Annotated in this window: 16 protein-coding genes; 11 read left to right on the top strand and 5 right to left on the bottom strand. The window is 50.5% G+C overall.

Features of this window, described 5'->3' with window-relative positions; genetic code table 11:
• A complete protein-coding gene (locus tag TBC1_RS05795; RefSeq protein ID WP_062039695.1) occupies positions 1 to 447 on the top strand; it encodes an ATP synthase subunit K in 447 nt (148 codons plus the stop codon).
• 176 nt (positions 448 to 623) lie between these two features.
• Here the strand turns inward: TBC1_RS05795 and TBC1_RS05790 are convergent, their stop codons facing one another.
• Positions 624 to 3,707, bottom strand: coding sequence for a thiol protease/hemagglutinin PrtT (locus TBC1_RS05790; RefSeq protein ID WP_082189497.1), 3,084 nt, complete (start codon positions 3,705 to 3,707; stop codon positions 624 to 626).
• 300 nt (positions 3,708 to 4,007) lie between these two features.
• Here TBC1_RS05790 and TBC1_RS05785 point away from each other — a divergent pair, with 300 nt between their 5' ends.
• On the top strand, positions 4,008 to 4,247 hold the full coding sequence (locus TBC1_RS05785; RefSeq protein WP_062039690.1) for a DUF4342 domain-containing protein: 240 nt from the start codon (positions 4,008 to 4,010) through the stop codon (positions 4,245 to 4,247).
• Between the two features lie 267 nt (positions 4,248 to 4,514).
• Positions 4,515 to 5,858 carry a trigger factor gene (gene tig, locus TBC1_RS05780; protein WP_062039688.1) on the top strand — a complete coding sequence of 448 codons (1,344 nt, stop codon included), beginning with the start codon at positions 4,515 to 4,517 and terminating at the stop codon, positions 5,856 to 5,858.
• Positions 5,859 to 6,057: 199 nt separating this feature from the next.
• Here the strand turns inward: tig and TBC1_RS17945 are convergent, their stop codons facing one another.
• The gene (locus tag TBC1_RS17945; protein WP_154669513.1) at positions 6,058 to 6,228 is read right to left on the bottom strand and encodes a hypothetical protein; all 171 of its coding nucleotides are present in this window, start codon (positions 6,226 to 6,228) and stop codon (positions 6,058 to 6,060) included.
• Between the two features lie 436 nt (positions 6,229 to 6,664).
• Between TBC1_RS17945 and clpP the strand changes: the two genes are divergently transcribed.
• The 8 genes from clpP to TBC1_RS05740 all read left to right on the top strand — a co-directional run bounded on the left by clpP (position 6,665) and on the right by TBC1_RS05740 (position 18,530).
• A complete protein-coding gene (gene clpP, locus TBC1_RS05775; RefSeq protein WP_062039686.1) occupies positions 6,665 to 7,336 on the top strand; it encodes an ATP-dependent Clp endopeptidase proteolytic subunit ClpP in 672 nt (223 codons plus the stop codon).
• Positions 7,337 to 7,576: 240 nt separating this feature from the next.
• On the top strand, positions 7,577 to 8,806 hold the full coding sequence (gene clpX / locus TBC1_RS05770; RefSeq protein WP_062039684.1) for an ATP-dependent Clp protease ATP-binding subunit ClpX: 1,230 nt from the start codon (positions 7,577 to 7,579) through the stop codon (positions 8,804 to 8,806).
• 171 nt (positions 8,807 to 8,977) lie between these two features.
• Positions 8,978 to 9,559 (top strand): DUF4294 domain-containing protein, encoded by a 582-nt coding sequence (locus TBC1_RS05765; protein ID WP_062039682.1) that lies wholly within the window; start codon positions 8,978 to 8,980, stop codon positions 9,557 to 9,559.
• A 186-nt stretch (positions 9,560 to 9,745) separates the two neighbouring features.
• Complete coding sequence (locus tag TBC1_RS05760; RefSeq protein WP_062039680.1) at positions 9,746 to 13,660, top strand: InlB B-repeat-containing protein; 3,915 nt, start codon at positions 9,746 to 9,748, stop codon at positions 13,658 to 13,660.
• Positions 13,661 to 13,903: 243 nt separating this feature from the next.
• On the top strand, positions 13,904 to 15,061 hold the full coding sequence (locus tag TBC1_RS05755) for a homogentisate 1,2-dioxygenase (RefSeq protein ID WP_062039678.1): 1,158 nt from the start codon (positions 13,904 to 13,906) through the stop codon (positions 15,059 to 15,061).
• 29 nt (positions 15,062 to 15,090) lie between these two features.
• Complete coding sequence (hppD, locus tag TBC1_RS05750) at positions 15,091 to 16,209, top strand: 4-hydroxyphenylpyruvate dioxygenase (protein WP_201781633.1); 1,119 nt, start codon at positions 15,091 to 15,093, stop codon at positions 16,207 to 16,209.
• Positions 16,210 to 16,314: 105 nt separating this feature from the next.
• Positions 16,315 to 17,577 (top strand): fumarylacetoacetase, encoded by a 1,263-nt coding sequence (fahA, locus tag TBC1_RS05745; protein WP_062042818.1) that lies wholly within the window; start codon positions 16,315 to 16,317, stop codon positions 17,575 to 17,577.
• Between the two features lie 56 nt (positions 17,578 to 17,633).
• On the top strand, positions 17,634 to 18,530 hold the full coding sequence (locus TBC1_RS05740) for a flavin reductase family protein (RefSeq protein WP_062039674.1): 897 nt from the start codon (positions 17,634 to 17,636) through the stop codon (positions 18,528 to 18,530).
• Positions 18,531 to 18,556: 26 nt separating this feature from the next.
• Here the strand turns inward: TBC1_RS05740 and TBC1_RS05735 are convergent, their stop codons facing one another.
• From TBC1_RS05735 to TBC1_RS05725, 3 genes are read right to left on the bottom strand one after another with little or no spacing between them, the layout of a single operon-like run.
• Positions 18,557 to 19,579: an HmuY family protein gene (locus TBC1_RS05735; RefSeq protein ID WP_062039672.1), complete on the bottom strand. Its 1,023-nt coding sequence runs from the start codon at positions 19,577 to 19,579 to the stop codon at positions 18,557 to 18,559.
• A complete protein-coding gene (locus TBC1_RS05730; protein ID WP_062039670.1) occupies positions 19,557 to 21,770 on the bottom strand; it encodes a TonB-dependent receptor in 2,214 nt (737 codons plus the stop codon). The genes TBC1_RS05735 and TBC1_RS05730 overlap by 23 nt, the downstream gene beginning before the upstream one ends.
• A complete protein-coding gene (locus tag TBC1_RS05725; RefSeq protein ID WP_062039668.1) occupies positions 21,770 to 23,005 on the bottom strand; it encodes a T9SS type A sorting domain-containing protein in 1,236 nt (411 codons plus the stop codon). Before TBC1_RS05725 ends, TBC1_RS05730 begins: the two co-directional genes overlap by 1 nt.
• Positions 23,006 to 23,033: the final 28 nt, after the last annotated feature.

Here is a 23,033-nt window from a genome sequence, read left to right as displayed (position 1 = left end):
ATGGAACCGATTATTTTAGCTTACATTGGCGTTGGACTGATGATTGGACTGGCCGGCATCGGCAGTGCAATTGGTGTAACCATCGGGGGCAATGCCTCCCTCGGCGCGCTGAAGAAAACTCCGGATGCCTTCGGTAACTTTCTTGTACTGAGTGCATTGCCCGGAACCCAGGGGCTCTATGGATTTATGGGATACTTTATCCTTCAGGGTTTCCTTACCCCGGAGATCAGCCTGGCCCAGGCTGCCGCCGTATTTGGTGCCGGACTTGCACTTGGCTTTGTGGCATTGTTGTCAGCCATCAAACAGGGTCAGGTATGCGCCAACGGTATTGCTGCCATCGGTGCCGGACACAATGTGTTTGGAAACACGCTGATCCTCGCGGTATTTCCCGAGCTATACGCCATCATCGCGTTTGCCGCCACCTTCCTGATCAGCGCCAGTTTGTAACCGCACTGCGGGAACCTGAGAATTGAAAAAAGCATTGCCGGTGTGTAACCGGCAGTGCCTTTTTGGGATTTAACAGTTAGGATTTTTTTCTGTTACTGAGTGTTTTATGGTTGTAAGTCTGATTCAGTAAATTCACGTCCGGGATTCTTTTTACCATCACTTTTGCTGTTTGTTTCTCAGCGGATCAGTATCTTAACACTGAAAGCATACTCTTTTATTCCAAGCCTTAATATGTAAATTCCTGGCTTCAGATTAAGCGTGGGAATTGTTAGCCGGGGAACGGAAATATTATAATGGTAAACCTTGCTGCCGCATGCATTATATAACTCTGCCACAAAGTTTTGAGTTCCTGCATCAATAAGGATAAAATCCCCGCCGGGATCTGTATATATGGAAACAGGTTCCCGGGTGCCGGCTTCTTCAACAGAAAGTGTTATAGTTACTTCCGCGATATTGGATGGAAGTGAGGCTCCCTGGTTATATATCGACTTTACGAAGTACTGGTATGTACCGGCCGGTAGCTCTGTATCGGAAAAACTGGTTGAAGAAAGCAGCTCATTATTGATTCTTTCATTATTTCTGAAGACGTCATACCCGAGTAATTGCAGGTCCGTCGGACTTTTTGTTGCCAGGATGTGTTTTACAGCGAACTGGTTTGTGATAAATGCCCGCAGATTCCAGTTATAACTCAGATCGGGATTCAATGATATCAGTGAAACGAAATTGCTGCCATCGATACATATCATATCGCCGAATCCTGCAATGGCCGGCCCGCTGTCAGCACCGGCACCCTTGTCATTTGCAGGATGGTTGATTACCTTGTAGCCGATCCACAGTTCTTTGGTGATGTCAAGTGAAACGGGATTGCTGAGGGTGATGGTATTCCATTCATCAATAGTCAGTCCGTCCAATGGCAAGGTGAGCAGCCGTTCGTTTGCATTCGGACCGCGGGCAATAAATAACTCATAGCCGGCGTTATTGGCGCATGGAAACAGGCTTACTTCTGAAATGAACATCCCGTCAAAACCTGATAACTGATCGGGCAGAAACCGTATCGCCACACTGTGTGTGCCGCCGTTGGTCATCCCAACGGCAGTATGGTTTTCCCCGTTGTCATAATACAGCCATTGCTCTATGGGGGGAGGAAGGGGTTCGTGCCAGGCAAGTTGTACATCATTCCCGGAGGTGGTGGCAGTGAGCTGATAGGGGGGATTGAGTACCAGTTCATCTACACTGACTGTGGAAGGACCGCAGGGGATGGAACTGCCCTCCTCATACAAGGTACAGAGGGTATAAGTGTAATCGCCCGCCGGAAGGTCATAATCAGTATAAGTGAGTTCCGTCAAAGGTTCTGTATTGACCTGATACCCGTTTCTGAAAAGGTTATATCCGATCATGGAGGGGACTTCCTCCCTGCAGGATGGATTTAATTCACCCGGCTTTGCCTGTTGTGCCTTTTGATGTATGTTGAATGTTCCGGACGCCAGTGGATGGTTGTTCCCATTGATATCGGTTACAAAGGCCTGAATGCTCCAGTTGTAATCCCAGCTGGGATAGTTTTCGTGGGTTGAAACCCAATTGCCGTTATTAATGCGGAGTAAATCACTGTAACCCGGAACGGAAGGGTTGTTATCGTGCCCGGCCCGTGCATTTTCACCGGGCAGATTGATGCAGGTATACCCGATCCATAACTCTTCCGTGGCATCTATGATCAGTGGCTCCTGAAGGATAATCGTATTCCAGTATTGTCCGTGGTTTCCGCATATATCATCCCAATACATGTGAATCTGGCCTGGAAGTGGCTCATCAACCATAATGTCTGATGCGTCTGAACCCTTCCAGATGTTAATACGATATTCAGCTTTTTTATTTCCGAGAATGAAACGAATCTTGTCGAGTATCAATCCATGGTATGCTGACAACTGAGCCGTATCGAAACGGATGGCTACCTGAAAACTGACAGCATTTGAGAAGCCTGTATTGCCGCCAGTATATGGTCCGTCATAATGGATCCATTCATTTTGTGGCTCAGGGTCAGGTGGTGACCATGAGAGGAGAACGTCATTGCAGTCGGCAGTGGCATGGAGGTTACGCGGGGGGGTGCACCGGAGCGTATCCGGAATCAGGCCGGTGATGGCCCGGAGAATTGCATTGAAGTTATTGTTCCCGGGGCACAGGTTGTTGATCATGAAATAGCCGTTGTATTGATTTTCCCATCCCCAGTCAATATGGTAATAATTGTCGTCTGAATAGCCATCGCAAATAAATGCATGGCCTTGATCTTCGGTTGTATCCACGCCGGTCATAAAAACCGGCCTGGCTAAGTCAAGCTCGTTTTTCAGAATTGAATTCCAGTGTTCTGCGGTGTAGTTTGCGCTGAATACAAGGCTTGACGCCGGAGAATAACCGAAATGCTCAATAAGCGCATTCTGCATATTGACCTCAAAGGCGCCTGAGCCTGAAGTTCCGTAGTTCATAAGCGCAGCGACACCACAGTGAAAAAGGAGTTCGGCAATGGCATCATGGCTGGTTCCGGTCGCTGTAGTTCCCATTTCGTTCCAGCGGTAATCCGTGGCGGAAAAATCGGCCGTAAGTGTACCATAAACAGGGTGGGTGTAAGTACAGGAACCTGTTCCGGTCTCCGGGTAACTGTAATAGCGCATCAGCTGTCCCATAGCTGTCGCTACGCATCCGGTAAGCGCATGACCGCAGTCGCCGGATATATCGGGCGGACAATATGCATTGTACCAGCAATCCTGCCCCCAGGTGGTAGTAAGTAAGGGTCCGACACCGGAAATTGCCCGTGAGGGCTCAGCAGGGGCATGGAGGTAATGCGCCCATTCGGCGCTTGTCTTTTCATCCCTGGGAATGCCCCCTTCCTCTACAGCATCCAGCAGCCGCGAATATTCATCCAGCATATAGCTGAATCCTCCGGGTCTTTCCTTTTCCTGCATTGAGAAACAACCATGGTTTGCATAGCACAGCACAGGGTAGGTGGCATCATTGCCTGAAACAATGATAAAACCAGCATTATCCATGAGGTTAAATACATACATGGATGCCTGCTGATGTTTGCCCGATAGAATAATCATGCTGAAATTCGCCTGAGTCCCGGCAGGGAAAGAGCCCTGACTTATTTTTTCTTTCAGGAAATTCACGGCTACCTGAGTGGCGGTTTCAGGTGAGACCGGCTTTGCTGTTACCTGGATAACGGCCCACGAAAAGAGTATCGTGAGCATCAACGTTTTAATTGTGCTCATTTTACCTGTTTGTTGGAATCAGCTAAATATAATAAAAAAATTGATAAGTTGCTGATGTTTAATGAATATAATCGGTCTGTCGTTCCGGAATTTAACTGCCGGCGGCTATTTTAAACCCGACTTCAGTGCTCCTCTTTGCCTTTTTACGGGTCATTGAGAACACAACATTTTGGATGTTTCTTGTTGAATATTCTGCGGTCAGACATCCTTCGATGAAATAGGTTTCTTTGGACCGCATTAACGAAAAATTGTAACCGGCAGTGTTTTTTTGCGTTTAATCACTTGAGAAAACAAGATATTATGGAAACTAAAAGTGAATTTAAAGTCAAAGGGGAAGAACTGCTCTCCAAAATAAAGGAACTCATCCATCAGGGGAATGTAACCCGCATCATTGTTAAAAATGAGGAAGGAAAAATATACCTTGAGATTCCTGTAACTGTTGGCGTAATCGGTGCGCTGGTGGTGCCGGTGCTGGCCGCGGTGGGCGCCCTGGCAGCCCTGGCAGCCAATTTTACCATCGAAGTGGTGCGAAAGGACTGATAAACAAGATCTTTAAGATTGTTTTTTCCTGCCTCCTTCCGGTAATAACGTGACCGGCCCTTGTAAAGCGGGGGCTGTGATGTATGTGACTGCAGGTGATGCTCATTAAGTCAGGTAATGGGCATCGCGCTATCCGATTATTCTTGTTCACTGCTCTTCAGAAATCCGAAAAAAACTTCTACCTTTGCGGCCTCATTCCGGAGCCATGTTCATGGAAGTTACCGGATTGAAAATGAATTAGCCACAACAAAATTATAATTCCAGGAAATGAACATCGAATTACAGAAGACCGGTGAACTGACAGCAACGGTTAAAATAGACCTGTCGCCAGCCGACTATGAGGAAAAAGTACTTAAAGTGCTGAAGGATTATCAGCGTAAAGCCCAGATGCCCGGCTTCCGCCCCGGTAAAGTCCCTTTCGGACTGACAAAGAAAATGTACGGTCAGGCTGTAACCGCCGATGAAATCAACAAACTGCTCGGCGAGTCTCTGGATAGTTTCATCAGGGAACAGAACCTCGACCTTTTGGGCAATCCGCTTGCAAATACTGAGAAAACGCCGCAGATTGATTTCACCGAGCCTGCTGAAATGAGTTTCTATTTTGACCTGGGCCTGAGTCCGCAGTTTGAACTGAAGCTGGATGGCAAAAGCGGTGTGATATATCACAGGATAGAAGTTTCAGATGAGATTGCCCGCAAATACATGGACGACCTGCGCCGCCGCAACGGAACCCTTACAGATGTTGAGGTTTCTGAAAAGGGGGACATGCTGAAGGGTGATTTCGCCGAACTGGATACTGATGGAACTGTAAAACCGGAGGGAATTACAAGCAATGGTTCCGTGAATCCTGAACTCTTTAAAGATGAAGCCATTCAGGCATTATTTACCGGTGTGAAGAACGGAGATGTGGTGAAATTCAACCCTATGCAGGCTTCAGGCAATGCCACCGATGTTGCCGCCATGCTCGGAATCAGCAAGGAACAGGCCGAAACGCTGAATGCTGAGTTTAATTACACGGTTACCGGGATCAGCCGGATGATTCCTGCCGAAATGAATGCTGAATTCTTCGAAAAGATCTATCCCGGAGTTGAAATTGCGGATGAAGCAGCCTTGCTTGAGCAGATTAAAAAAGATGCCGCCGGTTCATTTGTCGGCGAAAGCGATAAGAAGTTCTTCAACGATGCCATCAAATACCTTATTGAAAGTTCCGCCATTGAGCTGCCCGACGAGTTTCTGAAACGCTGGCTGGTAGATGTTAACCAGGATAAACTCACCGCCGAAGAAGTTGAAAAAAATTACGAGGATTATGCCCGGTCCATGCGTTGGCAGCTGATTGAAAACCGCATGATCAGGGAACATAATATCCAGGTTTCGGAAGAGGAAATCCGCGATGTATTCAGAAGTTATTTCCAGCGTCCGGGCAGCGCCGAAATGGATGAGGATATGAAAAAGCGCATCGACGGCATCGTGGATTCCTTTATGAAAAACAAGGAAGATGTACGCAGGATCAATGATCAGCTGTTCGAGCAGAAAATTCTTGCTTTCCTGAAAGAGAAGATTCAGCCGAAGGAACAAACGATCTCTTATGAGGATTTTGCAAAATTGCAGTAAGCCTTAAACCTGATCTTTAATAATAAACGCCCGGCAACGATCCGGGCGTTTATTATTTCGGCTTTTTGTGCTTTCAGTTTACAGTTGACTGCCTTGCCGGAGTTCGCCCAGTGCAGGATACTAAACAAACCGGATCTGTTAACATTTGGCAGGGAGGTTATACCGCAGTTAAGAATATTTGAATTACCCTCCCTCTCCTCTAAAAAAGGACGTTATCTCCACCGTCATTTTCCTGCCCGTTAACATGCAGAAGCGCTGCGGGCTCGGGTGCATTTGTATCATTGGAAATCATAAGCCCCTGGGCATGGGAGATGCGGATGGCAAATGTCAATACCATAATGACCGGGAGAAAAAAATTATGTGCACGCATAATTCAGGTTTTAATTTTGTGCAATAAGTGATGTGGCGGTATGACTTCTGCCCGTTCCCGGCAGTTGCGGATATTGTTGATTACACCCTTGTGACAGAGAATGGCGCTTTCTGCACCCGGATTAACAAAAAATGAACAAATTCTTTCCCTGTCAGGAATTCCCCGGAAGCGGAAAACCTGTGAAATTCTGCAACGCATGAATAATAAGGAAGTTGACTTTGTTTATAATAAATTGTTTGTCAATGTAATATAAACCAGATTCTGGTTCTTAAAAACCTTGCTTGTTAACTGACGCTGAATTTTATGACGATGTTTTTGGTCGGCTCATTCATGCTGGCATGATATTCGACAAAGAAAGAACATTGAAAATCCGGTCAATTATTGAATTGTTCTCGGTGAAAAACTGTAATTTTGACAGTAACTAAAAAATAATTCTATGCAAAACGAATTCAGAAAATACGCAACGAAGCATCACGGCATCAGCAGCCTCACCCTCGATCGCTTCACTTCACAGGTTAGCGGGTACATCAGCCCGACCATTATTGAGGAGCGCCAGCTGAACATTGCCACCATGGACGTGTTCTCCCGTCTGATGATGGACAGGATCATATTCCTGGGCGTGCCCATTGATGATTATGTTGCCAACATTATCCAGGCGCAGTTGCTGTTTCTTGAATCGGTTGATCCGAAAAAAGACATTCAGATCTACCTGAATACGCCGGGCGGTTCGGTTTACGCGGGATTGGGAATTTATGATACCATGCAGTACATTGCCCCGGATGTGGCCACGATCTGTACTGGTATGGCAGCGTCCATGGGTGCCGTGCTGCTTTGTGCAGGGGCTGCCGGCAAGCGTACGGCGCTCAAGCACTCCCGTATACTTATCCACCAGCCTATGGGTGGAGCCCAGGGGCAGGCATCGGATATTGAAATCACCACGCGTGAAATTCTGAAGCTGAAAAAGGAACTGTACGAGATTATCGCCCAGCATTCCAATCAGCCGTTCAAGAAGATAGAGAAAGACTCAGACCGCGACTACTGGATGACCGCTGATGAGGCCAAAGAATACGGTATGATCGACGAGGTGCTGGTCAGGGGAAATAAATAGTATCCGAATCAGAATATTTTTAACAGGGGCGCAGGTTATTGCTGCCCCTGTCATTTTTTGAGGACCTTCCTTGTGAACAGCTTTCTGTGGATATGGTGCATGGTTTTTTTGTAATTTTGCAACTGGAAGAAGATTGGTCTTGCTGCCTGAACAATCATTACAATTTCAGGCTAATTTTTCACTATACGACTGACTTTTTACCCGTAATGGCAATCAATCATAAACCGATTCAAACTCAATATGCCTAAAAAAGAAGAAAGGTGTTCGTTTTGCGGTCGTCCGCGCAGCGAAACCAATATGCTGATTGCCGGGCTTGACGCGCACATTTGTGACTATTGCGTTGAGCAGGCCCAGGATATTCTGCGCGAAGAACTGAGTTCGTCAAAGACGCGCGATTTCTCTAAGGTCAAACTCCACAAACCTTCTGAAATCAAACAGTACCTTGATCAGTATGTGATCGGTCAGGATGATGCCAAGCGTGTGCTTGCCGTCGCAGTGTATAATCATTACAAGCGAATCGGACAACCGGTATCGAAGGATGAAGTGGAGATTGAAAAATCAAATATCATCCTGGTGGGTGAAACAGGGACAGGAAAAACGCTGCTGGCCCGCACCATTGCCAGGCTGTTGCATGTGCCTTTCTGTATTGCCGATGCCACAGTGCTCACCGAGGCCGGTTATGTGGGTGAAGATGTGGAGAGTATCCTTTCGCGCTTGCTGCAGGCTGCTGATTATGATGTTGCCGCAGCAGAAAAGGGTATTGTATTTATTGACGAGATTGATAAGATTGCCCGTAAAAGCGACAACCCTTCCATTACCCGTGATGTTTCCGGCGAAGGCGTGCAGCAGGCCATGCTGAAGCTGCTCGAAGGTACGGTGGTCAATGTGCCGCCGCAGGGCGGGCGCAAGCATCCGGAACAAAGGATGATACAGATCAATACCCAGAATATCCTTTTTGTAGCCGGTGGCGCTTTTGATGGCATAGAGAAGAAAATTGCCTCCCGTATGCAGACCAATATGATCGGCTATGCTGCAGGTAAGGAGCAGGAGGTAATTGACCGCAATAACCTGTTGCAATATATCGCCCCTCAGGACCTCAAGAGTTTCGGACTGATCCCCGAACTGGTCGGACGGCTTCCTGTGGTTACCTACCTTAGTCCCCTTGACCGTGATGTGTTGCGGCTGATCCTTACCGAACCTAAAAACTCCCTGGTGAAACAGTTCACCAAGCTGTTCGAAATGGATGGCATCAAACTGGTTTTTAATGAGCAGGTATTTGACTTTATCGTGGATAAAGCCATTGAATTCAAACTCGGCGCCCGCGGGTTAAGGTCGATCATGGAAGCGATACTGATGGATGCAATGTTCGAAATGCCTTCCGATCAGGCCGTTAAGGAGCTTAAAATAACACGTGCCTATGCCGAAGAGAAACTTGGCAAGGCCAATGTTTCAAGACTGAAGGTTGCCTGAGTTTGTGCTTATCAGGAGATGATGAGTAATGTTTGTCCTTTTTTACTTATTTTAATACATTGTTGATCAAGCGGATAGTGAAATAATTTTATCCATTGTCCGTTTGACGATTGTACGGCATTTAATTTGCTGTTAAAAAAGCCGGCAAAAACAACTTAAATCTTTCCGGGCATGAAACGCCTGTTTTTAATCGCAATCCTGTTTGCCCTGTTTTCCGGCGCATTGCATGCGCAAAGCGTCGACGTGATTGTGCTTAAAGCCAGGGTGGTCAATGGAGACACCCTTCCGCAGATCTATCTGCCCGAAGTCAATATCCGCGGTTACATTATTTTCAGAAGCCCCGCCGATCAGCGCAGATTCGACAGGCTGGTGCGGAACGTGAAGAAGGTTTATCCATACGCAAAACTTGCCGGCATCAAGCTGAATGAATACGAAGCCATGATGGCCGGACTTACGGGAAAGGAACAGCGAAAACTCCTCAAAAGGGCTGAGGATGAATTAAAGGCAGAATTCGGAGATGAGTTGAAGGCGCTGAATTTTACCCAGGGCAAAATTTTACTTAAACTTGTCGACCGCGAAACCGGCAATCCCACCTACCATATCGTCAAGGAACTGCGCGGCAGCTTTGTCGCCTTTTTCTGGCAGAACCTCAGCAGGCTCTTTGGTTATAACCTGAAGGAAAAGTATGACCCCGAGGGCAAGGACCGCGACATTGAGACCATTGTAAACATGATCGAAAACGGCCTGATCTGATCTTTCTTCCCTGATCCTGCGATTAATTTTCATTTCGCTCTCCTCATTTGTAAGGGACAGATAGTAAGTGTATTATGTTTATTCTAATCTGAATTATTTTTCTGTCAATTTCCTGTTACTTTTCGTGTTTGTATAGATTAATCAATGTGTTCCTGAATATTTAACTTTCCAAACCTATACAGACGCATGAGAAAATCGTTACTGTTACTTCTGACCATTGCCCTTTTCTCAGGGCTCCGGGTCCAGGCCGATCATGTAAAAAACCAGCCATACCAGGTAAACCAGCCGGATGGTGCTGTCATCAACTGCTTTGTTTCCGGTGATGAATTTTTCAACTGGCTGCACGACCCCGAAGGTTATACCATTGTGCAGGCTCCGGATGGTTATTATTACTATGCAATTTCTGATAAAGGTGTTCTCCGGCCTTCGCCATACAAGGCGGGTCAGGCAGATCCTGCAAGCCTTGGTCTGGAGAAGTGGGCGAAGATCAGCCGGGAAGAATACCTGCAGCGGAAGGAAGCGATGGAGGTTGGCAACAGTCGTTCATCGCGGGCACCGCATCAAGGGACCATGAACAATCTGGTAATCTATATTAAATTTTCTGATGACACGGAGTTTACGACTGTGCGACAGACTTATGACGATCTTTTTAACCTGCCAACCGGTAATTCTGTAAAATCCTACTATACGGAAGTATCCTATAACCAGCTGACCATCAGTTCGTCGCATTACCCTGACTGCGCGATGACCACCAATCTGTCATACACTGATACCCATCAACGCAGCTATTTTGAACCCTACAATGCCACGACAAATCCTAACGGATACAACGGGGAGACCCAGCGAAGGCTCAGAGAGCATGCCCTGCTGCGGGATGCGGTTAATTGGATCAATGCCAATTCGCCGGTTCCGGGCTCTTTGAATATTGACGGTGATAATGACGGTCTGGTTGACAATGTGTGTTTTGTGGTGAGGGGCGGGAACGGCGCCTGGGCCAGCCTCCTCTGGGCCCACCGCTGGGTGCTCTATTCCTACAATGTGTTCATCAACGGGAAACAGGTGTGGGATTATACATTCCAGCCGGAAACGCAGGTAAATGTGAGAACTTTGTGTCATGAACTTTTTCATGCACTCGGTGCACCGGACCTCTATCATTACGACGACGGCGGACTCAATATTGATCCGGCCGGTAACTGGGACCTGATGGAATCGGGGGGCGGGCATATGGGCGCGTATATGAAATGGAAGTACTCGGAGAATGTATGGATCAACGCCATTCCGGAAATTACCACCTCAGGCACATATACCCTGAATCCCCTGGCTTCTTCAACAAACAACTGCTACAAAATTGCATCACCGAATTCCACCTCAGAGTATTATGTGGTGGAGTACCGGCAGGCAACCGGGACTTTTGAAGGCAATCTTCCCGGCAGCGGGCTGCTTGTTTACCGCATCGACCCGGCGCTGAACGGCAATGCCGACGGGCCGCCGGATGAGGTCTATATTTACCGCCCCAACGGAACAACCACCACCAACGGCAGCCCTAACAGCGCATACTTTTCGCAGCAGTCGGGAAGGACCGCCATCAATGACGGCACCAATCCTTCTCCCTTTTTGCAGAATGGCAGTGCCGGAGGTCTGAATATCTACAATGTAACAGCATCCGGAAGCACCATCTCATTTACGGTCGGGATGAGCGGAGTAGCCAATCCCTCCTCGTTTACCGCTTCGGGAGTGAGTGAAACACAGATTGATCTTTCATGGCTCCTGAATACTTCAGGCGATAATGTTTTGCTTGCCTGGAACACCAGCCCGTCGTTTGGGACACCGGTAAACAGTACTGCCTATACTGCAGGCTCTGCTATAGAAGGAGGAGGAACAGTGCTTTACTCAGGAAACGCGCAGGTGTTTAATCATACCGGTTTGACAGCCGGCGCCGTTTATTATTACAGAGTCTGGTCAGCCGATGCTGCCCTGCAATATTCGGGCGGGTTGGCAGCCAGTGCTTCGACATTATGTGGTCAAACCGCACTTCCCTATGCTGCTGCTTTCGATGACCTGAATTTCCCGGCCTGCTGGAGCCAGCAGGTGGAGGGGACAAATGTGGCAAACAGCTGGGAGGTCTCCTCAACATTTTACGCAGGCGGTTCAGCCAACGAAATGCAGTCAACCTATCAGAACCGGAATCCCGGGGTAAGCCGGTTGGTGATGCCGCCTGTCAATACAACCGGTGCTGCGGCACTCAGCCTTTCGTTCCGGCATCTGCTCGACGATTACGGGCCTGGTGCGGTAATGCGGGTGCAGTCGAGCAGCGACGGGATAAACTGGACCAATGAGTCCTGGTCGCTGGCAACCGCCGGCAACAATGTGATTGGCCCGGCAGTGATCAATACCACCATACTGAATAATCTAAACAGCGCCACTACTTACATAGCCTTTACCGTTGACGGAAATCTCTATCAGTATGACTACTGGTTTATTGATGATGTCGATGTAAGTATATCCGGTTATCTGAGTTATAATATTTCCGCTTCCGCAGTACCGGAGGCCGGAGGGACTGTGAGCGGGGCCGGCACTTATAACTATGCTTCACAGGCTGTGCTCTCGGCGGTGCCAAACACGGGTTATACTTTCACCAACTGGACCGAAAACGGGACTGTGGTATCTACCGATGCAACTTACAGCTTCACCGTAACCGGCGACCGGGACCTTCAGGCGAATTTCAGCCTGATACAGTACACCATTTCGACGGCGTCCGTTCCAACTGAGGGCGGGTCCTGCACCGGTGCAGGCAGTTATCCCTATGGTGCTGCAGCCACTGTAACTGCTTCGCCGAATACAGGATATGACTTTGATCACTGGATGGAAAACGGTAATATTGTTTCAACGGAAGCGTCCTATTCATTCAATGTTTCGGACAACAGGGCGCTTCAGGCTGTTTTTTCACCTACGGAGTACCAGGTGATGCTCTCATCGATGCCGGCAGAAGGCGGAACGGTAAGTGGCAGCGGCACTTATACCCATGGCACCGGAGTGACCGTTTCGGCAACGGCTGCAGCGGGGTGGACTTTTGTAAACTGGACCGAAAACGGGAATGTTGTATCCCCCGATCCATCATATACGTTTACCATAACCCAAAACAGGACGTTTGTGGCCAATTTTTTTCCGCAGGTTGTTATGTTTACAGTTGTTACTGAAGCGGATCCCTCCGAAGGCGGAACCACCACAGGTGATGGTCAGTACAGCCAGGGCAGTCAGGCAACGGTATCAGCCATCCCTGCTGACGGATGGGAATTTGTGGCCTGGATGGAAAACGGAGTAATGGTTTCACAATCTGCGGTTTATACATTCGTTGCTTCCTCGGATCGCATGCTGACGGCTTCATTCGCGGAATTTCCGCTTACTTATACGATCAGTCTGGTGGCTGTTCCGGCTGAGGGCGGGACGGTTGAAGGAGCCGGTACATATACGGCCGGAACAAGTATTACCGTGCAGGCATTTCCGGCCGATGGGTTTGCTTTTGAATACTGGGCGCTCGACGGTGCTCTTTTATCCACTGACCCGTTGTACACATTTACCGTCTCATCGGACCTCAGTCTTGAAGCGGTTTTTGTCAGGCAGTTTATGATCTCGGCTACTGCATTTCCGGCTGAAGGCGGGCAAACCGATGGTAGTGGGCTGTATCTTGAAAATTCCATGGCTGTGCTGATGGCCATTCCTAATTCCGGTTATCATTTTGTAAACTGGAGTGAAGGAGGCAATGTGGTTTCCAGCGAACCTGAATTTGCTTTCCAGGTAAATGCGAACCATAACCTGATAGCCAATTTTCAACTGAGTGTCGATGTAAGTAACCAAAAAACCGGATCATTCCGGCTGTATCCGAATCCGTCGTCGGGACCGGTAGATGTTACCGCAGATGGCCAGATCGGATCGTACGCGGTATACAGCCTGACAGGCCGGGAGCTGCTGAAAGGGCAGGAGAGTGGCCTGGTCAGTTACCTGAAGCTCGACCTCTCCGGACTACCCGAAGGCGTTTATATCCTCAAGCTGATCATGGTCAACCAGCCGCCCTGCAGTGCCAGGATTATCATCAGGAGATAAATTTTTGATGCAATAAATTTTCAGAAAGCAGGGTGAATCATCCTGCTTTTTTTGGCCATGTGATTTATTACATAAATGGCACTTCACTGTTTCAGTCTGCGCAATAAGAACTTACGCAGGATCCGACTATTCGATTGTTTAGGTTTTGTACGTCTGAAATTGAACAATGGCGGGCTAAAAGTGTTATTTGTAGGGTTATTTCAATGAAATATACATCCCTGTTATACATAAATCACTTTTAACATGCCGCATTACCATTCGCTGGGGCAGATACCGCCCAAACGCCATACCCAGTTCCGCAAACCCGACGGGTCGCTCTATTCGGAGCAGCTGGTGTCAACCGAAGGGTTCTCTGACGCCTATTCACTGACCTATCATGTTTACCCGCCTACCATGGTGCTCAGGGTGGATCAGCCCATTGACGTGAAACCCGAGATTGCCGTTCAGAACAATATGCAGCACCGCAGTTTTCAGGGTTTCAGGGTAAAACCCGCCGATGATTACCTGAAAAGCAGGGTTACGGTGATGACCAACAACGACCTGAGCATCATCCTGTCGGCCCCGCGCAAATCGATGGAAGACTATTTCTTCAAGAATTCCCAGGCTTCGGAGATGATCTTTGTACATGAAGGTTCCGGCACGCTGAAAACCATGTATGGGGAACTTCCCTTCGGATATGGCGACCATCTGATTATCCCCCGCGGAATCATCTACCAGATGCATTTCGATACGCCTGACAACCGTTTGTTTATTGTGGAATCATACAGCCCCATCCGTTTCCCGAAAAAATATGTCAATAAGCTCGGTCAGCTGGAAGAGCATGCCCCTTTTTGTGAAAGGGACATCCGCAAACCGTCACGGCTGATAACCCATGACAGGAAAGGGGATTTTCCGGTGATGATCAAAAAGGATCACCAGCTTTTTCCGTATCATTATGCCAGTCATCCTTTTGATGTGGTCGGCTGGGACGGTTATCATTATCCGTATGCCCTTTCCATCCATGATTTTGAGCCGATTACCGGCCGCATTCATCAGCCGCCTCCCGTGCATCAGACCTTCGAAGCCCACAATTACGTGATGTGCGCCTTTGTGCCGCGGCTTTATGATTACCACCCGCTGTCCATACCTGTACCTTACAACCACAGCAATGTGGATTCCGATGAGGTGCTTTATTATGTCGACGGTGACTTTATGAGCCGCAAACATGTGGATCGCGGGCAGATCACCCTGCATCCCATCGGCATTCCGCACGGACCCCATCCGGGCACGGTGGAGAAAAGCCTGGGTGCGAAGGAGACCCGCGAACTGGCCGTGATGGTGGATACCTTTAGGCCGTTGTGGCTCACCAGGCAAGCCATGGAAATAGAAGACCCGGATTATCATAAATCATGGATAGAATAATCCATGCAGCCCTCATGAAACCGATAACAATGGAAAAACAAAATACCATGAATACACCTCAGGACTTTCTGCCGATCAACGGTACCGATTATGTGGAATTTTATGTAGGCAATGCCAAACAGGCAGCCTTTTACTATCAGACGGCTTTCGGTTTTCAGCCGCTGGCTTACGCCGGACTGGAAACAGGGCTGAAAGACCGCACTTCCTATGTGCTGGTGCAGGATAAAATCCGTTTTGTGTTTACCAGTTCCCTGGTGCCTGACAGTGAAATCGGCGTGCATGCCATGAAACACGGCGACGGGGTGAAAGTGGTGGCCCTTTGGGTGGATGATGCCCGCAAATCTTGGGAGGAAACCACTGCCCGGGGTGCTGTTTCATACTTTGAGCCCAGGGTTGAAAAAGATAATAACGGTGAAGTTGTGCTTTCAGGCATACACACCTATGGCGAAACCGTGCACATCTTTGTGGAGCGTAAAAACTACAAAGGGCCTTTTTTGCCCGGATTTGTTGCCTGGAATCCTGAATACCGCTCCACAGATGTGGGGCTGCGTTACGTGGACCATATGGTGGGAAATGTCGGCTGGGGCCAGATGAACCAGTGGGTGGACTTTTACGCCCGCGTAATGGGTTTCAGCCAGCTGGTGTCGTTCGACGATAAGGATATTTCCACCGAATACACCGCCCTGATGAGCAAGGTGATGAGCAACGGCAACGGCCGCATCAAATTTCCCATCAATGAGCCGGCCGAAGGTAAAAAGCGGTCGCAGGTGGAGGAATACCTCGATTTCTACGGAACCAGCGGGGTGCAGCATGTAGCCATGGCTACCGACAATATATTACACACAGTCAGAGAGCTGCGCAACAGGGGAATTGAGTTCCTCACTGTTCCGGGGTCTTATTATGACACCGTGCTGAACCGCGTGGGAAAGATTGACGAGGAAATACTGGCCCTGAAAGAGCTGGGCATCCTGGTCGACCGCGACGACGAAGGGTACCTGCTCCAGATTTTTACCAAACCCGTTGAAGACAGGCCCACCGTGTTTTATGAGATCATTCAGCGCAAAGGGGCGAAATCCTTTGGTAAAGGCAACTTCAAAGCATTGTTTGAGGCCATTGAGCTTGAGCAGGGGAGAAGAGGCACACTTTAGATAAAATCTGAACGGCCGGGGTTTGCAAAAAACCGGATCCTGCTGCCCTGAAGGCGACGACAATGAAGATTTTTTTCCGGTACAATGATCTTACAAGACTTACTGATGAATTTAAAATCCTGGATTGAAATACCTGCAGGCAGTGACTTTCCGCTTGAAAATCTGCCTTTTGGCATAGGACGAAGCAGGGAAGGTGAGATTGCTGCCTATACCCGCATCGGCGATACCGCCGTTAACCTGGCGGCATTGGACGCGTCAGCTGTTTTTACAGGAATGGCTTTTGACTATTCCGCCGCTTTCCGCCAGCCTGTGCTCAACGATTTTATCGCGATGGGCAAAGCGGCACACCGCGCGCTCAGAAAAGCCCTTCAGGCGTTTTTCGCCGCCGGCAATAAGCCGGATGCCACGCTGATAAAATCCTTGACAGAAAAGGTACTGTTCCCGGCCGCTTCGGTTGAGATGCTGATGCCTGTGAAAGTTACCGATTATACCGACTTCTACTCCAGCATCGAACATGCCACCAATGTAGGGAAAATGTTCCGCGATCCTGCCAATGCTCTGCTTCCCAACTGGCGCCACCTGCCGGTCGGCTATCATGGCAGGGCATCTTCCATAGTGATTTCGGGAACGGATATCCGCCGCCCGCAGGGGCAGACCATGCCGGCCGGCGCTGACGCTCCGGTTTTCGGACCCAGCAAAATGCTTGATTTCGAACTCGAAATGGCCTTCGTGGTCGGTAAAAGCACCAGCCTGGGCGAACCGGTCGCTGCAGCCGGTGCCGAAGATTATATTTTTGGCTTTCTGCTGTTCAACGACCTTTCGGCCAGGGATATTCAATCGTGGGAGTATGTTCCTTTGGGTCCCTTCCTTTCAAAGAACTTCGGCTCTGTCGTTTCTCCCTGGATTGTTACCCTGGAGGCGCTTGAACCTTTCCGCGTAAAGGGCCCGGAGCAGGAGCCCGGCGTGCTGCCTTACCTGAAAACGGAAGGTTTACGCAACTTCGACATCAACCTGGAAGTACTGATCAGGCCGGAAAATGGTGATGAAAATGTCATCTGCCGCTCGAATTTCAGGCATATGTACTGGAACATCTGTCAGCAGTTGGCCCACCATACGGTGAACGGCTGCAACATCAACACCGGCGACCTGTATGCTTCGGGCACCATCAGCGGTCCCGACCCGGGTTCTTACGGCTCCATGCTCGAACTTACCTGGAGGGGGACTCATCCCATCCGGCTCAGCGACGGCACGGAAAGGAAATTTGTGAACGATCACGATACGGTGATCATGCGTGGCTATGCCGAAAGAGACGGCCTCAGGATCGGCTTTGGCGAGTGTACGACGAAAATACTCCCTGCGCTGACCTGATATTTGTTATTCAGTGGCTGCCGGTTCGGCAGTCCGGGACATTTTAAGCATAAACTATGTATAAGACCATCAATCCGGCAGAAACAGCGCCTCCGGAACTGCACCGGCTGATGCTGGGGGCCATCGCTCCCCGGCCCATTGCTTTTGCCAGCACCGTGGATGCCGCCGGTGTCCCCAACCTCGCCCCCTTCAGTTTCTTCAATGCCTTCGGGGTGAACCCGGCAACTCTGGTGTTCAGCCCTTCGCGCAGGGGACGCGACAACACCACCAAAGATACCTTCAACAACCTGAAGGAGGTGCCCGAAGTGGTGATCAATGCCGTGACTTACAGCATGGTGGAGCAGGTAAGCCTGGCGAGTACCGAATTCCCGAAAGGGGTCAATGAATTTGAAAAGGCGGGATTTACCCCGCTGCCTTCCGAAAAAGTGAAGCCTTTCCGGGTGGCGGAATCTCCCGTACAGTGGGAATGCCGGGTGCGCAATATCATTGAAACCGGCAAGGGAGGCGGAGCAGCCAACCTGGTGATCTGCGATGTGCTGCTGGTGCATGTGAACGAGGGTTTGCTGCTGCCAAACGGATTGATCAATACCAGGGCCATCGATCTGGTGGGCCGTATGGGAGGCGATTTTTACGTGAGGGCACACGGAGAGGCCCTGTTCGAAGTGGAAAAGCCGCTGACAAAACCCGCCATCGGCATCGACAGCCTGCCTTTTACCCTCCGCAACAGTCCCCTGCTGACCGGCAATGAGCTGGGCCGCCTGGGATCGGTGGAACATGCGCCCACAGAAGAAGAGATCAGCGCCGCCGCGAACCTGGAGGAGGTTAAGTCAATCATTGAAAATGAGATTCTTACCTTTGATGCCAGAACGGAAAAACTTCACCGGCTGGTGCGTCAGAAGCTGAATGAAGGCAAGAAGCGCGAAGCGCTGATCATCGGTTTTCTGCTGAAGTAAGCGGTAAATCTGCTGTGGTGGACTGTTTACAACCGCTGGAATTCAAACGTGGGATAGCCTTTCTTTCCCTGGTTGTTGTAAAAATCGATAAACCGCATCTTATAAAACAGCCCCTCCCGGTTTCTGACAAGGTAGGTCCAGTCTGACTGCGCGGTATAGGTGATGTCGCCCGATGTAACGTCGCCGTTGATCTGCTTCCACTCATAACCGATGATGTCGCGCTGATGGCTGAGCCATAACGTTTCAGCATAATCCCGGTCAATCTCTGCAAAGGGCTTCAGGGTGTCGAGCGCGGCCATCACCAGGGTGTCGTTGAGCAATACCCCGTTTACCAGGTAGGGGTAAGGCTCGCCGGTATTGGTAAACAGCAGGGTGGTATAGGTGGTGAAGAGCAGGTCCCAGCGTCCGGCGGGCGGTTCGGTCTGCGGATCCGGAGCGCCGTTGTCGAACGAAAGCGTAGAAAACCTGCGCGCGGGATCCCTGGGGAAGTCTAATACCCTTTCATCGGCGCCGTCGGGCCGTGCGATGCGTATGCTTACCGCTCCGCTCTGGGGGTCAATGCGCGGCTGAATCTTGAGGTAGCCCCTGGGCATCCCTTCGCCGTCGATGCCCCGGTCGATCAGGATCACCTCGCCGTTTTCACGGAATCCGCTGCCGTCCGCCGTCCACCACTTGCCGATGGCATTGCCGGTTTCGCTGCCATCAGAAGCGTCAAACTTCCATTCCATTCCGGCCGTCTGCAGCGGCACGGAGAAATCAGCGACTCCGGTATGGGCGGCATACATGAATAGAGAAGTATTCAGCCAGAGGGTGTAATTTCCTTCCTGAGTTTCAATGGCCAGGTCCCAGCTGTCGCGGTTGCCGGATGAAACAATGCCGTGTTCAAAGCTGAACCAGGTCTGTATCGTGTAATCGGGCAGCATCTCAATCACCACGGTTTCCACATCGCCGGGCTTCTGCGGCACCACCACCTCATCCTCCCTGAAGCAGGAGGTGAGGAGCAGGGAGGTGATTATCAGTACGAAGTTATTTCTTTTCAGCCGGATCATCTTTCAAAAATGTGTAGGAGAGTTTGAGAAAGTAAGTTCTGCCCCAGGCAACAGGCACATTGCCGCCGCCGCCCGAATGCACGCCGCCGGAGCCGCCTGCGCTGACAATATTGGTGACATCGAAGAGGTTACGCACCCCGGCGTTCACCGACAGCCTTTTCTGCATGAAGGTCTTCAGGACCGTCAGGTCCATATTGTGCCACGAATCCATATACCCTTCGCTCAGCAGGCCGTTTTCATCCATATAGATGCGGGTGGTTTTACCGGTATATTTATAGATGGCCGTCAGGTGGAGGTCGATTTCGTCCATGCGGCAGGTCACCTCCGAGGTGAGCTCAGGTGACCAATAAAGCCGGAGTTTTTCGCCGGGCACCAGCTGGTTCGATTTGCCGGTTCTGCCCCATCCCAGCCTGAGGTCGAAAAGCGGATAGAGCGAGGAACGGAGACTGAAGACATATCCCATGGAGCGGGAACGGTCAAGGTTAAAATAGGTGTAAGCCCCGTCACCGGTTTCGGCCAGGGTGATCTGGTTGTCGATGTCGTTCAGGAAAAACCGGGCTTCCGTTTCCGTGGCGTAGGTGACCTTTTCTATCCTGTGGCTGGCCTGCAACTGAATGTGCTTCGACCGTTCCGGGCTGAGGTTGGGGTTACCGGTAATGTTGTGGTTTACGTCCACAAAGTAGAGGTAAAGCTCTTTCAGCGAAGGCGCCCTGAACCCGCTTGAATAGGATGTCCGGAATATAAAGCCCTTTGCCGGGCCGGCCTTCACATGCATGGCATAAATCAGGGGAGAGGCGAAATGGCTGTTCCAGGCATAGCGCAGTCCAGGCTGCAGCGAGATCAGGTCGGCGGGCTGAATCTGCATGGTGGCAAAGCCTGCAATATCGGTGATCCGGTGGTGCTGATTGCCGGTGCGTTCACCGGTGGCCCACTCCACATTGGCATCGTATCCCGCCTGCATCCCGATCAGTCCCGATGTGCTGCGATAAGTGTACATGGCCCTCGACAGAAAGGAGCCAAAGCCCGTGGTATCGTATTCGGTGGGCGTTTTTTCAGGAATGGTCAAATCGTTGTAATATAACGTTCTCACCCTGCCATAGAACGAAAGGGAATTGCTGGCCGTGAAAGGATTGGGCCCCCGGGTGGTGATGTCAGCCTTGGTGGTGAGTCTGCTGGTGGTAAAATGGTTATCGAAGGCCTTTTCGAAGTAGGGGGGGAGCAGGTTGCCCCGCACCAGCAGCAGTTCGTCGAAATAGCTGAACTTCGTTTTGATCACCGCTTTCTTCAGGGTAAGGTTGTATCCTGCATCCGCATTGAGCTGCCTGCGGGGCTTCCATAGTTTGGCCCTGCCTTCGTCTGCCGGTGAATAGCCGGCGAAGAAGTTGCGTCCGGCCTGCAGGCTGAAGGCATTGCTACCCCGGTTAAGGCTGAAGCTGCCGTCGAAATTGACAATCCCCACCGACTCAAGGTATGTGCCGGCATTGGCGGTAAGCGATCTTCCGGGAATATCCCCCGAAATAATGTTGACCACTCCGGCCAGGGCATTGCTGCCATAAATTACCGACATGGGCCCTTCGATGATCTCTACCTGCCTGGCATTCTGCAGGTTCACCTGGCTCAGGTCAATGCTTCCGTTCAGGCGGCCGATCACCGGTACCCCGTCCACCAGAATCTTCACATGCTCGCCCGACAACCCCTGCAGACTCATGCCGGTGCCCAGGGAGGCGTCCTGGGTGAACCTCACGTTCATCTGGTTGCGCAGCAGCCCCGACAGATCGGTGGCCGCGGTCCTGCGCAGCTGCAGCTGGTTGATGACGTTGACACGGTAAAGCGAATGGTCGGCGCTGCCCGGGTTGTACTGGGCGGTGACCACCACCTCGTCGAGCGAGAAGACTTCCGGCAACAGCCTGATCATGGCTTCGCCACCGGGGAACAGGGTGTCGCTGAAGGTCTGGTAACCTACATAACTCACCTGGAAAACCGTGGGCCGGACCAGATTGTGCCTGATCATCCCGTTGTCATCGCTCAGGTAGTATTTTGCAGTTTTCGCCCCCGTTTCGGTGGCTTTAACATGGGCAAAGGCAACGGCAGCTCCTGTGCGCGCGTCAACCACCCGCACAGGAGGCGCCTGCGCTGCCACCATCAGCGGCAGCAGCATCATTGCCGTAATCAGTATCCGGAATCCCGCCATTATCTTACAATCACTTTGCGCGATAATGTGCCGGTTTCACTGGTGATGCGCAGGATATAGCTGCCACGGGCCACGCCGTCGAGACTAATCTCTCCCGAAAGGGCATTGCCAAGCGACTGTTGTGCCACCGCCCTTCCGCTGAGGTCGAAGAGCACCGCAGACGCGTTGCTGAGCGGACTGCTGAATGTGATCCTGAAATAATCTCCGGCCGGGTTGGGATAGATATTTACCCCGCTGAGTTCGAACGCAGGGGCTGAGGCCGTTGAAATTGCCTGAACCGTAAAGGTGGTGGTGCCGGTGGATGAACCGGAAAAGGCTTCAAACACCACCTTGTAAACCGATCCGTTGTCCGTCTGCACGAAATAAGCCAGGGAATCGGTGATTTCCCACTGGAAGGTGGACATGTTGATGGTTTTCCAGTCATGACCGATGATATCGGCATCGGGTGCGAATGTCAGATCGGTCCAGTCGGTGAAGTCGGGGGCTACGGGATGCGCTTCGGCTACGGTATGGCCTTTCCTGGTAAGCACACCGTTCACGGGGTAGTATGTGTTCTGAACCACTGCATTGTAACGGGTGAAAAGCAGGTCCCAGTCGGCGGCATCCGGTTCGCGGTCAACAATGCCGTTGGCGAAGGAGAAGGCCATAAACTGTTTGGTGATGTGGGGCGTTACCTCCAGGGTGTCGGTCTGGTCATTGCTGCCGTCAAGATTGGCATACCGGATGATGTACTTGTTCTGGGTTGATATTTTTCTGACAATCTGCAGTTTGCGGTACATGCCGTCGGGAGTGGCAATCAGGTAGAGCGAATCGCCCACCACATCGTGGCTGGTCATGCTGTAGATGCCCCAGCCGTAATCGGGATGGCCGAGGGCATTTCGGTTAAACGCCCCGTCTTCAAAGTCTGTAGTGTTGTTGTAAAGTCTTTTCCACAAGGCCATGCCGGTGGTGTCGAAGGTTTCCCAGCCGCTGATGCCCGCATTCGGGTAGGTGTAAAGCGCTACCCCGGCGCCGTCGTTCACGATGATGCCTGCGCTGAAAGCCGGGGTGAAAAAGGCGATATCCCAGAGGTTCCTGGGCGAAGTCCTGACTTCTCCGTTGGTGAGGGAGAAGAAGACTTCATTTACATACTGGTTTCCCATGGAGGCCGTGTGCGTCGTCTGGGCCTGCAATGTGCCGGAGAATGAAGCGAAAAGTAAGGTCAGTGATATAATGAGTGCGTTAAAAGATTTCATCTTATGGTGATTTTAAAAGGGAATAATG

The organism is Lentimicrobium saccharophilum, from assembly GCF_001192835.1.
GTDB classification, from domain to species: domain Bacteria; phylum Bacteroidota; class Bacteroidia; order Bacteroidales; family Lentimicrobiaceae; genus Lentimicrobium; species Lentimicrobium saccharophilum.
This window is presented reverse-complemented; position numbering and strand designations above follow the sequence as displayed.